We start from the raw sequence: 11920 nt of genomic DNA on the forward strand, positions 1-11920 counted from the left end.
GCTTCGGCCCGATGATCCTGCCGGGCTGCAAAACTACACATCCGCCCAGCCAAGTACTACCCAGCCCACCCCCGCCCGCGCCAGTCCGCCAGGGGTGCGTCTGAAATCACCGTAAAGGGGGCGGGCGGCTGGCAAGATCGTCGCGGACGAGGGCTAGAGTCTCGTTTCGTGTCGAAGGTTCCAGACCTTGTCAAACGCGCCCTGCTGGGCCGCGCCCTGCGCAGCGCCCAGCAGCACGAGCAGCTGCTCCCCAAGCGGATCGCCCTGCCGGTGTTCGCCAGCGACGCGCTGTCGTCGGTAGCCTACGCCCCGCAGGAGATCCTCATCACCCTGGGGATAGCGGGGCTCGCGGCCTACCAGTTCACCCCGTGGGTGGCGGCGGCCGTGGTGGTCATCCTGCTCACCGTGGTGGCCTCGTACCGGCAGAACGTGCGGGCCTACACCAGCGGCGGCGGCGACTTCGAGGTCGCCACCGAGAACCTCGGCGGCAACTGGGGCGTGGTGGTGGCCAGCGCGCTGCTGGTCGACTACGTGCTCACCGTCGCGGTGTCGATCTCCTCGGCGGTCGACAACCTGGGCGCGTTCTGGCACGTGGTCGACGAGCACAAGGTCGCGTCGGCGATCATCCTGGTGGTGATCCTGACCGTGCTCAACCTGCGCGGGCTCAGGGAGTCCGGGGTGGCCTTCTCGATCCCGACCTACCTGTTCATGTTCGGCATCTTCACGATGCTGGTCTGGGGTTTCGGGCGGCTCCTGCTGGGCGCCGACCTCCGGGCCGAGACAGCCGGCCTCGAGGTCCGCGGCGAGGAGATGGGGGTCGGCGGCTTCGCGCTGATCTTCCTGCTGATGCGGGCCTTCGCGTCCGGCTGCGCCGCGCTGACCGGCGTCGAGGCGATCAGCAACGGGGTGCCCGCCTTCCGCAAGCCCAAGGGCCCGAACGCCGCGGCCACGCTGCTGATGCTCGGCGTGATCGCGATGACGATGTTCTGCGGCGTGACCGCGCTGGCCTACATCACCGACGCCAAGTTCGCCGACCCCAACCACGGCAGCAGCCTGATCGACCCCGCCACCGGCCGGAACGTCTCCGAGCAGGACCCGGTCATCGCCCAGGTCGCGCACACCGTCTTCAGCAACTTCCCGCTGATGTTCGGCTTCGTCACACTGATGACCGCGCTGATCCTGGTGCTGGCCGCCAACACCGCCTACAACGGCTTCCCGGTGCTGGGCTCGGTGCTGGCGCAGAACCGGTACCTGCCGCGCCAGCTGCACACCCGCGGCGACCGGCTGGCCTTCAGCAACGGCATCATCATCCTGGCCACCATGGCCGGGCTGCTGATCTACGCCTACGGCGCCGACGTCTCCAAGCTGATCCAGCTCTACATCGTGGGCGTGTTCGTGTCGTTCACCGTCAGCCAGACCGGCATGGTGCGGCACTGGAACAAGCTGCTGAGCACCGAGACCGAGCCGGCCGCCCGCCGCCAGATGAAGCGCTCCCGCGCGATCAACGCCTTCGGCCTGGCGATGACCGGGACGGTGCTGGTCGTCGTGCTGGTCACCAAGTTCACCCACGGCGCCTACATCGTGTGCATCGCGATGCCGGTCCTGTACCTCCTCATGAAGGCGATCCGGAGGCACTACGACCGGGTCGCCGCCGAACTGGTGCCCAGCGGCGAGGACGTGGCGCTGCCCGCCCGCAACCACGCGATCGTGCTCGTCTCGAAGATCCACAAGCCGACGCTGCGCGCCCTGGCGTACGCGCGGGCGACCCGTCCGTCCACGCTGGAGGCCGTCTCGGTCGCGGTCGACGCCCAGGAGTCGCGGCGCCTCCAGGAGGAGTGGGACGGGCTGGACGTCCCCGTCCCGCTCAAGATCCTCGACTCGCCGTTCCGGGAGATCACCCGGCCGGTGCTCAACTACGTCAAGAACGTCCGCCGCAAGAGCCCCCGCGACGTGATCACGGTGTTCATCCCCGAGTACGTGGTGGGCCACTGGTGGGAGCATCTGCTGCACAACCAGAGCGCGCTGCGGCTCAAGGGCAGGCTGCTGTTCGTGCCCGGGGTCATGGTCACCAGCGTCCCCTGGCAGCTGCGCTCGTCCGACCGGCTCAAGGGCCGGCCCGAGCCGGTCGCGCCGGGCGCGTCGCGGCGGCCCCCGCGCGCGCCCGCCGAACAGGAGGGAGCACGCTCGGGCGGCGGTATCGTTTCGGACCGTGACTGATTTCGGACCCGACTCCGACCTCCTCGACCTCGAGGTCGGCAACGTCGCCAACGGCGGATTCTGCGTGGCCCGGCACGAGGGCCGGGTGGTGTTCGTCCGGCACGCCCTGCCCGGCGAACGGGTCCGCGCCCGGGTCACCGACCAAACCAAGAACTTCCTGCGCGCGGACGCGGTGGAGATCCTGGAGGCGTCGCCGGACCGCGTCCAGCCGCCCTGCCCGTTCGCCGGGCCGGGCCGCTGCGGCGGCTGCGACTGGCAGCACGCCACGCTGCCCGCGCAGCGCCGCCTGAAGGCGGCCGTGGTGGAGGAGCAGCTCCAGCGGGTCGCGGGCATCACCCGCACGGTCACCGTCGAGGAGGTCCCCTCCCCGCCCGCCGAGGTCGACCGGGGCCCCGGCCTGGGCTGGCGCACCCGGGTGCAGTTCACCGCGGTGGACGGCACGATCGGCCTGCGCCGCCACCGCTCCCACGACATCGAGCCGGTCGACGAGTGCCTGATCGCCCACCCCGGCGTGGAGATGATGGGCATCGAGCGCAAGCGCTGGCCGGGCGCGACGTCCGTGGAGGGCATCGTCTCGGCGAGCACGGGCGACCGGCTGGTCTCCCTCAAGGGCCGCCGCAACGCCCGGGTGCCGCGCCTGGACGTCCCGGTCCGCCTCGTCCGCAAGGGCCCGTCCCGGGACAAGCAGACCCCGTACGTGCGCGAGGAGGTGTCCGGCCGCCTCTTCCAAGTCAGCGGAAGCGGCTTCTGGCAGGTCCACCCCGGCGCGGCGCAACTGCTGGCGGACGCCGTCCTGGACGCCCTCGACCCCAGGCCGGGCGATATCGCCCTCGACCTCTACTGCGGCGTGGGCCTGTTCGCCGCCCTCCTGGGCGAGCGCGTCGGCGCCGAAGGCCTCGTCGTCGGCGTGGAGTCCGACGGCCAGGCCGTCCGGGACGCCAAGTTCAACGCCCGCGACCTGCCCCAGGTGGCGATCGAGCGGGGGCAGGTCGAGGAGGTCGTCCCCGACCTGGAGTTCGGCCGGGCGGACGGCTCCGACCGCACCCAGACCAAGCGCGGCGGCGGGCACCACCGCGGCGCCCGGGTCCGCGGCGCCGACGTCGTCGTCCTCGACCCGCCCCGCGCCGGCGCCGGCCGCGCGGTCGTCGACCAGGTCGCCCGGCTGGCCCGCCGCACGATCGCCTACGTCTCCTGCGACCCCGCCACCCTGGCCCGCGACCTGGCCTATTTCAGCGAACGAGGCTGGACCCTGGAGTCCTTCCGAGCCTTCGACGCCTTCCCCATGACCCAGCACACGGAGTGCCTGGCGGTTCTGATCAAGGGCTGAATGGCCGGATGGTGACAGTGTGCTGATCACGTCAACGCGCAGCGTGATCATCACGTCTCACCTTTCACACAGCCATCCCGAAGACAGGGGGACCCACCCACCATGCGCGTTCGCATCACCGCGCTCATCCTCGGCCTGCTCGCCATCCCCGCCGCGACCGGCTGCGAGGGTGCCGAGCCCGTCGCCGTCCAGCCCGCCGACGAGAAGGGCGGCGGCAAGAGCGCCAAGCCCGCCGAGAAGGTCACCGTGAAGATCGTCGCGACGCCGGGCACGGCCAAGCGGACCGTCCTCGCCAGCGGTGACCTGTCGTGCGTGAAGGTCACCATCACCAACCAGCGCAAGGGCCAGCTCGCGGTGAACCCGTTGTATTTCTCCCTGGTCGACACCAAGGGCGAGAAGCACGACGTCACCGACGCGATGGGGGACTATGAGGGGCAGGTGCCGACCACGAGCCTGGCACCTGGTGAGAAGGCCAAGGGCACGGTGTGCGCCAAGGGGGACTTCACCCCGAAGATCGTCGCGATGACCGACGAGCTCCTACAGGAACAGGCCCGCGCCGAGGTCGCCTGACGCGCTTCGGCCCTGCACCCCAACCTGAGAGTGCGTCCGCTCAGGAAGGTGCGGGGCCGATGCCGTGGTGCCGCTCCACCGAGAACGACCGCGACGCGCGCCTGGCGGTTCTGCCATGACGAATGATCGGGCCTAGCCTCAATACCATGGACACGTCTTCGCAGCGGACCGCACCCATGCGCCTCAACGTGCCCTCGCCCTTGGTCGAGCTGGCCAGTGATCGGATTGCCCGGCAGCATCTGCGGCTCTACCTCAAGCGAGACGACCTGATCCATCCCGACCTGCCCGGCAACAAGTGGCGCAAGCTCAAGTACAACCTGCGAGCGGCGCGCGAAGAGGGACACAGCACGCTGCTGACGTTCGGGGGCGCTTACTCCAACCACATCCGCGCCACCGCAGCAGCGGGCCGCCTGTTCGGATTCGCCACCATCGGTGTGATCCGGGGTGAGCGACATCTTCCGCTCAATGATTCGCTGGCCTTCGCCGCGGCGCAGGGCATGCGGCTTGTCTATCTGGACCGTTCGACGTATCGCCGAAAGTCCGAACCCGACGTGATCATCGAACTCCACCGGCGATTCGGAGACTTCTATCTGCTTCCCGAAGGAGGAAGCAACGCTGCGGCGGTACGCGGATGCGCCGAACTCCCCACCGAGATCGACCAGGCCTTCGACGTGATCTGCTGCGCCTGCGGTACCGGGGGCACCCTGGCCGGCATCGCCGCCGGGCTCCGTCCGAGGCAGCGGGCGCTGGGCTTTTCCGCGCTGAAGGGCGGCCAGTTCCTTCGGCACGAGGTCGAACGGCTTCAGTCCGAAACCTATGGCACCACCAAGGGCGACTGGGCGATCGCCTACGACTTCCACTTCGGGGGCTTCGCCCGCCGCACTGCTGTCCTGGACGAGTTCATCTCTGAGTTCACCGACGGGCACGGCATCACCCTCGACCGGGTGTACGTGGCCAAAATGATGTACGGGATCTTCACACTCGCCGAGCGCGGAGAGTTCGACAAGGGCACCCGCATCATCGCGGTGATCACCGGCTGACCGGACCGGATCACGTCCCGCAACGTGCGGCGAGAGGTGGCGTGACCGACCCAGGCCAGCGTCCATTCACCGGAAACGTGGCGTCCTTGTGGCCGCCGCGGTTGAGCACATCCTCCATGGGCGGCCGCGTTTCTTCTACTTGACCGGAATGACGTAGGCCACTTCGTACCGGTCGACCGGCAAGATGATGTCGGCGGTCTCCACCCGCGCCCCGGCGTCAGTGGCATAGGTTCGCTCAATCACCATGACCAGCGTGCCCGCGGTTACCTGGAGCCTCTCACCCTCGGCCGCCGTGACCGGTCTGGCCGTGTTGACCTCTTCGACGTGCGTGATGCGCTGCTCGATCGCGGCCATGCGCTCGACAACTCCCTTGCCCGCGTACGGGCCCTGTTCCGGCAGCATGATGGGCGTCCCGGCGGTGATGGCCAGCGGCTCCCAGCTGGTGGACAGCATCACGGGCCGACCGTCGGCCATGAATGTGTAATCGCTGCGCATGACGGGGGCGTCGGCCGCGATGCCGAGCCGCTCGGCCACGCGCTCGCTCGCGGTGGTGCGCTCAGAGCGGACGATCCAGTCGCCGGTGCGCCCCTGGGCGGCCATCGTCGCGCGGAACGGGGACTCGCCAGGCCGGTCCTGGTACCAGCCGCGGGCGAGGCGGGTCACCGACGGGCGCGCCTTGACGACGGGCCGGGCGCCGACCTGGGTGAACAGCAGCCCCTCGGCGACGAGCATGTCGACGGCCCGGCGGACGACTTGTTCGGAGACATGATGCTGCTCGGCCAGTGCGGCGCGTGAGGGGAGGCGCGCACCGGGTTCCAGATCGCCGGTGATGATGCGCTGTCGCAGGTCATCGGCGACAGCCAGGTGCAGCGGCGTAGGCGGCACTCGCGTAGTCCTCTCGGCGACGGGGTGGTGCGTCGCCCTCAAGACTAGGGGATCACTTGACAAGCTGGATTCCAGGAGGGAAGCTGGATTTCAGCTTTTAGCGCTGAGTAATCAAACTGTGGCGCACTATCATGAGAGGGTTATCGATGGAACCCCGGATCCTGGACATCCCTGGCCTCCCCTCCATGGTGCCCTTCGCGCGCAGTTGGGTGCGGGCGTTCCTCGATATGTCTCCTCTCGCGCACGCCGCCGAACTCGTCATGGATGAGCTGGTCACAAACGCGATGCGGCACTCGGCCAGCGGCGAAGACGGCGGCAGCGTCCGCGTCGAACTCGCAGACCAGGGCGAAGTCGTGCGCATCGCCGTGAGCGACGACGGACCCCGATCCGCGCCGGCCGCCGACTGGACCGCCGACGAGGCCGCGAGCTTCGGGCGGGGCCTGACCATCGTTGATGCACTCTCCTCCTCGTGGGGCGAGGACAAGGACGCCGACGGTCGATGCACGTGGGCGGAGGTGACCCAGCCGCTATGAGCTACGTCGAGTCACGCCCACCAAGGAGGCGCCACCCATGACCCCCGATCGCAGACCGCTGCTGGAGGCGTTGGGCACCGTGCTGCGGGCCCACAAGCTCGCGGCGGAAATGACGCTGGACGGGCTGCACGTCACCAACCCCATGGCGGAGGGCTGTTGCCCGGAACGTCCCAGCACCACGATCGTCACCCGTCGGCGTGAGGACGACTGTGACCGGATGTGGTTCCTGACCGCCGACGGCCTCCCGCTCGCCGAGGCCGACAACTTCCCCGACGTGGTCACGGCCGTCAAGAGCATGGTGAACGCCGGCCAGGAGATCCGCCGGATCGTGAGGCGCGAACCGGGGCACCCTGTGAGCGGCGACGTCGAGCTGCTGGAAGCGCTCGCCGAGGCGCTGAACGCTGCTGGTTGGGGAGCCACTCTCATCCGTAACGACGGGCCTGTGCGGCTGCGCGTCGCGCACCCGTACGTACCGGCCCTCGGGGAGACCGTGAGCGTGATGTCACACCGGTCCGGCCCGCGGTTCCGCTCGTCGACCGGCGAGCCGATGGCGCCGTGCTCCGACCTGCCGGGCGCTGTCGCTTACATCGAGCGCGAGCTCGGCGTCCTCGTGCGGCACAAGGTGTAGACCCCGCGGCCCCGGGTTGAAGGCGCGCCCGGGGCCGCGGCTGATATAGGACTGCCCGAACGTTGGCGTGAGGCGTTCTTGGCCACTCCCCGGCACCTGTTCGTGCCGGATGTCGTCTGGGACGACGCCGACGGCGGCGGGTTGACCGCCCGCCGCCGAGATGGAGGCCCGCGGCATGTCCCGGGCGGAAGCCGTCGACCGGCAGGATGATGTCCGCGGTCTCCACGCGATTCCCATCCTGGGCGGCGTACGTCCGCTTGATCAGCAGCACCATTGTGCCTGCGGTCAGGGGCCGTCAGCCTCCTACGCCTCGTTGTCGATGATCTTGTAGGTGTGGGCCCCGTTGATCGCCCACATGCGGTACTGGACCTTGGGGTGCCGGATGACCTCGCCCCACGCATTCGGCCGGATCACGTTCGCACTGATCATCACCGTTACGGCGGAGTGCTTCTTGTTGAAAATGATGCGGTTGGGCTTCTCCTCTACCTTGACGTTGGAACCTGCGTTCTTGAGGTAGCTGCTCGCCCGAACGATTCGCACCTTCTTGCCGTTCCAGCAGTACTTGACGCTGGAATGCCACTGGTACTTCGTCGGGATGGTTTGGGAGTTGATGTAGCGGTCGACGGTGTTGCACTTTTCCTTCTTGGCGGCCTTGGTGTCCGCCGCGGCGACGCCTCCACCGACCGCGACCGGCGCCTTCTGCTTGGAGGTCACGGAGACCTTGCCGGCCAACGCGGACTGCGAGCCGCCATCGGTTACGATCACGCCGGCGGCGATGGCGCCGCCCAGAGCGGTGACGCCCACAGCGGTCGCGATCGTGACACGGCGCCGCGACGGCTTGCGCGCCACAGAGTTTTCCTTGTGCATTTCTCCACTCATTTCTTTCGTTGCCGGGTGTCCTGTTTATGTCACCCGAGTCACTGGAAAGAAAGATATGGAGAATGGTGTCTGGGCTCCTAGGGTCCTAGGGCCCAGACATTTCCTCTCGCGGGCCCCAATGTCCTTTCGGACGGCGGTGGCAGTGCGGGGAACCAGGTGGCCCAGGAGTTCCTGGCCCGCCGGGCCGCCCGAAGCAAGTGACGCGAGGATGAGTATGACCATCGAGGGCCGACGGGTGGCGATCCTGCTGGACCCGGGGTTGAGGAGGCGGCACGGCTGACGCTCTGCCTGCGACTCCGCGGCCCCGGGCTGAATGCGCGCCCGGGGCCGCGGGCCGTATCAGGGGGCTGCTAGGGCCTCGGTGGGGGAGAGGCGGGCGGCGCGGATGGCGGGGTACAGGCCGGCGACCGCGCCGATCGCCAGGGTCGCCAGGACGCCCCCGGCCATCGCCCACGGCGGGACGACCGTCGGCCAGCCCTGGCTGATCGCGTAGACCGCCGTCACCGCGATGCCCAGCCCCACGCCCCCGACCCCGCCCAGGGCGGCCAGCAGTTGGGACTCGGTGAGGAACTGCAGGCGGATCTGGCCCCGGGTGGCGCCCAGCGAACGGCGCAGGCCGATCTCGGCCCGGCGTTCCAGGACCGAGATCACCATCGTGTTGGCCACGCCGACGCCGCCCACCAGGAGGGCGACTCCGCCCAGGCCGAGCAGCAGTCCGGTGAACGCGCGGTCGGTGGCGTTCTGGGCGGCCAGTGCGTCCGACGGGCGGCTCACCTGGATCTCGTTGGGCGCCTCTGGGCTGGCGGTGGCCGCCATCAGTTCCCGGACGTCCTCGACCGCGTGCTTGTCAGTCCGGGTGTAGACCGTCGTGGGGTGGCCGTCGAAGCCCAGCCGGGCCTGTGCCACGTCCCAGCCGACCAGGGCCGCCGCGTCCAGCTCGGGGGCCAGGCCGTTGGCCTCCAGCACGCCCACGACCGTGAACCACTGCGAGCCGAGCCAGACCTGCGTGCCCGCGCCGATCACGCCGAGCCGTTCCGCGGCGGACGAGCCGAGGACGACGGCCGGATACCGGCTGGTCCCGGCGTTCAGCCAGGTGCCTGTGGACGTGGTGAGGCCGACCGTCCGGGTCAGATCGACGCGGGCCGCCAGCACGCTGATCCCGCCGGTCTCGCCTTCGGGGATGCGGTCGTTGCGGTAGACGCTCGCGTCCACCTTGCCGGTGGCCGAGGCCGTCCGCACCCCGGGGATCCGGCCGATCATGCCGACGGCGTCCTCGGGCATGCTGGCGTCCTCGCCCATGAAGTCCTGGCCGGGCGCCGCGGTCAGCAGATTGGTGCCGAGCCGGTCCAGGGTGGCCTGCAGCTGCGCGCGGCTCGAGGTGGAGATGCCGACCACGCCGATCATCGCGGCGATGCCGATCGCGATGCCGAGCGCGGACAGGAACACCCGCAGCGGCCTGGCGCGCAGCCCCGACCCGCCGACCCGGAGGACGTCGCCGAAGCCCAGGCGGGCGGTCACCGGGCGTCCTCGACGATCCGGCCGTCGTGCATCCGGACCTGGCGGGGCAGTGTCGCGGCGATGTCCCGGTCGTGGGTGATGAGCACGACCGTGGTGCCGCCCGCCGCCAGCTCGCGCAGCAGGCCGAGCACGCCCGCGCCGGACGCCGAATCCAGCGCACCGGTCGGCTCGTCGGCCAGCAGCAGCGCCGGGTCGCCCGCCACCGCGCGGGCGATCGCCACCCGCTGCTTCTCGCCGCCCGACAGCTGGTGCGGCCGGTGGCCGAGGCGGTGCCCCAGCCCGACCCGTTCCAGCGCCTCGCGGGCCCGGCGGCGCCGCTGGACGACCGGAACGCCCCCGTACAGCAGACCGTCGGCGACGTTGTCCAGCGCGGTGACGCCGGGCGCCAGGTGGAACTGCTGGAATACGAACCCGATCCGGCGGGCGCGCAGCGCCGACAGCCGCCGGTCCGGCAGCCGCGACACGTCCTCGCCCTGGATCAGCACGGTGCCCGACCCCGGCCGGTCCAGCGTGCCGATCATGTGCAGCATGGTGGACTTGCCGGAGCCGGACGGTCCCACGATCGCGACCAGCTCGCCCGCGTCGACCGTCACCGACACCGCGTCCAGCGCGGTGACGTCCCCCGGGTAGGTCTTCGTGACGTCGCGGAGCTCCACGACCGGCTCGGTCACTTGGGGATCCCCACCTTCATGCCCTCGGCCAGCCCCGCTCCGGAGACCTCCACCCGGCCGCCGCTGAACACGCCGGTCTCGACCGCGACCTCGCGGACCCGGCCGCCCTCGACGACCTGCACGGCGTAGCCGCCGCCTGGACGGGCGAGCAGCGCGGAGACCGGCACGGCCAGCACGTCGGGGACCCGGTCGGCGGTGAGGCGCACCGTCACCGGCGCCTTGTCGTACGACCCGAGGGAGCTCTGGCCGCGGACCGCGACGGTGACCGCGACCGTGGCGGGCTTGTCATCGCCCTGGGCCTCGGTGGCGACCCTCCCCACGCCGGTGATGGTGCCCTTGACGGTGTCGCCCTCGGGCAGCTCGATCTCCACCTGGGCGCCCTTCTTCGCCAGCCGCTGGTGCTGGACGTCCAGGTCGACGCTCACCCTGCGGTCGGTGCCGGTGTAGGTGAGCACGGCGCCGCCGAGCCGGTCGCCGACGGTCGCCTTCCGCTCGGCGACCCGGATCTCCCCGGCGGCGACCAGCACCGAACCCGGGGACACGGCGCCGGTCTCGGGGACCCCGAGGTCGTCCTGCCAGCGCTCGACCGCCGCGGTGGTGCCGGAGTCGAAGGAGTCGTCCACCGTGAAGCCGGTGTAGCCGAGGGCGCGCAGGTTGCGTTCGAGCTGCTCGACGTCGGGCCCCTCCTTCCCCTCGGACAGGGCGCGGTAGAGGGGGAGCGACCCGTACAGCAGCGGCACCGGGCGGTTGTCGACCTTGTAGGCGGGCCGTCCGCGCGCGATCCGGTCGCCGGGTTTGGGCAGCCAGGTCACCGTGCCCTTCCCCGCGCCGGGCACCGGGCGCGGCGAGCCGTATCCGAGCGTGCCGTCGACCTCCTTGGTCTCCACCAGCGTGGTCCGCTCGACCGCCGCGGTGTCGGGCGGCAGCGCGGTGCGCGCGGCCGCGGGACGGTCCCCGCCGCCGAGGCCGGCGGTCGCCAGCCCGCCGCCGGCGACCACCACCACCCCGGCGGCGCTGAGGGCCGCGGCGCGCGTCCGGTTCACTTACCGCCGTCCAGGGGGACGGTGCGTCGTGGACCCGACCCGCCGCACTTCTTCTGAGCCTTCTGGAACGTCTGGCTTTCGGAGTCCAGCGAGCCGCCCTTCCTACTGTTGATCTTGAAGCCGCCGTCGGGTTCCGGGTCGGGGAAATCCGGCACGCCGTTGGCGCGCATGCACTTGGCCTCCTCCCGCATCTTCGCCAGGTCCTCGGGCTTGGGCTTGGGCGGCTTGCCGCCGTTGGGCATGAGCTTGCGGCACTTGCGCTGGGCTTCGTCCATCTTGGCCATGCCCTGGGAGCCGGGCTTGCCCGACATCTTCACCGTGACGCGGCCGTCGCCGGACGGGTCGGGCATGTCCACGCCGTTGGCGCGCATGCACTTGGCGAACTCGCGCAACTTCTCCTGGTCACTGGCGGCCTTGGCGTTCGGCGTCCCGCTCTTCCCCTGGGCGTCCGCGCCCCCGCAGGCGGACGTCCCGAAGGCGAGCACCGGCACCATGACCAGCGCCGCGAGCGCTTGTCGTCGCATGGATCGATCTCCTCGTGAGCCCGCCGGGCCGGTCCCGGCGGGGTGGGGAGCAGTCCAGCCGCCGGGCGATAACCCCCGCGTAACC

At 70.4% G+C, this 11920-nt stretch carries 12 protein-coding genes; 6 read left to right on the top strand and 6 right to left on the bottom strand.

Annotation, left to right across the window (positions count from 1 at the left end):
• The first annotated feature begins 168 nt into the window (after positions 1-168).
• The 4 genes from ABD340_RS12975 to ABD340_RS12990 all read left to right on the top strand — a co-directional run bounded on the left by ABD340_RS12975 (position 169) and on the right by ABD340_RS12990 (position 5154).
• Positions 169-2217, top strand: coding sequence for an APC family permease (locus ABD340_RS12975; protein ID WP_344589106.1), 2049 nt, complete (start codon positions 169-171; stop codon positions 2215-2217).
• Positions 2210-3544, top strand: coding sequence for a class I SAM-dependent RNA methyltransferase (locus tag ABD340_RS12980; protein ID WP_344589108.1), 1335 nt, complete (start codon positions 2210-2212; stop codon positions 3542-3544). The genes ABD340_RS12975 and ABD340_RS12980 overlap by 8 nt, the downstream gene beginning before the upstream one ends.
• Before the next feature lie 102 nt (positions 3545-3646).
• The gene (locus tag ABD340_RS12985; protein ID WP_344589110.1) at positions 3647-4114 is read left to right on the top strand and encodes a DUF4352 domain-containing protein; all 468 of its coding nucleotides are present in this window, start codon (positions 3647-3649) and stop codon (positions 4112-4114) included.
• Positions 4115-4260: 146 nt separating this feature from the next.
• The gene (locus ABD340_RS12990) at positions 4261-5154 is read left to right on the top strand and encodes a 1-aminocyclopropane-1-carboxylate deaminase/D-cysteine desulfhydrase (RefSeq protein WP_344589111.1); all 894 of its coding nucleotides are present in this window, start codon (positions 4261-4263) and stop codon (positions 5152-5154) included.
• A gap of 135 nt (positions 5155-5289) precedes the next feature.
• Here the strand turns inward: ABD340_RS12990 and ABD340_RS12995 are convergent, their stop codons facing one another.
• Complete coding sequence (locus ABD340_RS12995; RefSeq protein ID WP_344589112.1) at positions 5290-6039, bottom strand: GntR family transcriptional regulator; 750 nt, start codon at positions 6037-6039, stop codon at positions 5290-5292.
• 146 nt (positions 6040-6185) lie between these two features.
• Between ABD340_RS12995 and ABD340_RS13000 the strand changes: the two genes are divergently transcribed.
• Together ABD340_RS13000 and ABD340_RS13005 are read left to right on the top strand one after the other, a co-directional pair.
• A complete protein-coding gene (locus ABD340_RS13000) occupies positions 6186-6572 on the top strand; it encodes an ATP-binding protein (RefSeq protein WP_344589113.1) in 387 nt (128 codons plus the stop codon).
• A gap of 37 nt (positions 6573-6609) precedes the next feature.
• A complete protein-coding gene (locus ABD340_RS13005) occupies positions 6610-7200 on the top strand; it encodes a hypothetical protein (protein WP_344589114.1) in 591 nt (196 codons plus the stop codon).
• A 303-nt stretch (positions 7201-7503) separates the two neighbouring features.
• On the opposite strand, the gene ABD340_RS13010 is transcribed toward ABD340_RS13005, so the two are convergent.
• The 5 genes from ABD340_RS13010 to ABD340_RS13030 form a co-directional block, all read right to left on the bottom strand.
• A complete protein-coding gene (locus ABD340_RS13010) occupies positions 7504-8049 on the bottom strand; it encodes a hypothetical protein (protein WP_344589115.1) in 546 nt (181 codons plus the stop codon).
• A gap of 369 nt (positions 8050-8418) precedes the next feature.
• On the bottom strand, positions 8419-9597 hold the full coding sequence (locus ABD340_RS13015) for an ABC transporter permease (protein WP_344589116.1): 1179 nt from the start codon (positions 9595-9597) through the stop codon (positions 8419-8421).
• On the bottom strand, positions 9594-10268 hold the full coding sequence (locus ABD340_RS13020) for an ABC transporter ATP-binding protein (RefSeq protein ID WP_344589117.1): 675 nt from the start codon (positions 10266-10268) through the stop codon (positions 9594-9596). The genes ABD340_RS13015 and ABD340_RS13020 overlap by 4 nt, the downstream gene beginning before the upstream one ends.
• A complete protein-coding gene (locus tag ABD340_RS13025) occupies positions 10265-11311 on the bottom strand; it encodes a peptidoglycan-binding protein (RefSeq protein ID WP_344589118.1) in 1047 nt (348 codons plus the stop codon). Before ABD340_RS13025 ends, ABD340_RS13020 begins: the two co-directional genes overlap by 4 nt.
• The gene (locus tag ABD340_RS13030; RefSeq protein WP_344589119.1) at positions 11308-11835 is read right to left on the bottom strand and encodes a hypothetical protein; all 528 of its coding nucleotides are present in this window, start codon (positions 11833-11835) and stop codon (positions 11308-11310) included. Before ABD340_RS13030 ends, ABD340_RS13025 begins: the two co-directional genes overlap by 4 nt.
• Between the last annotated feature and the right edge of the window lie 85 nt (positions 11836-11920).

This window comes from Actinomadura vinacea (genome assembly GCF_039532545.1).
GTDB lineage: Bacteria > Actinomycetota > Actinomycetes > Streptosporangiales > Streptosporangiaceae > Spirillospora > Spirillospora vinacea.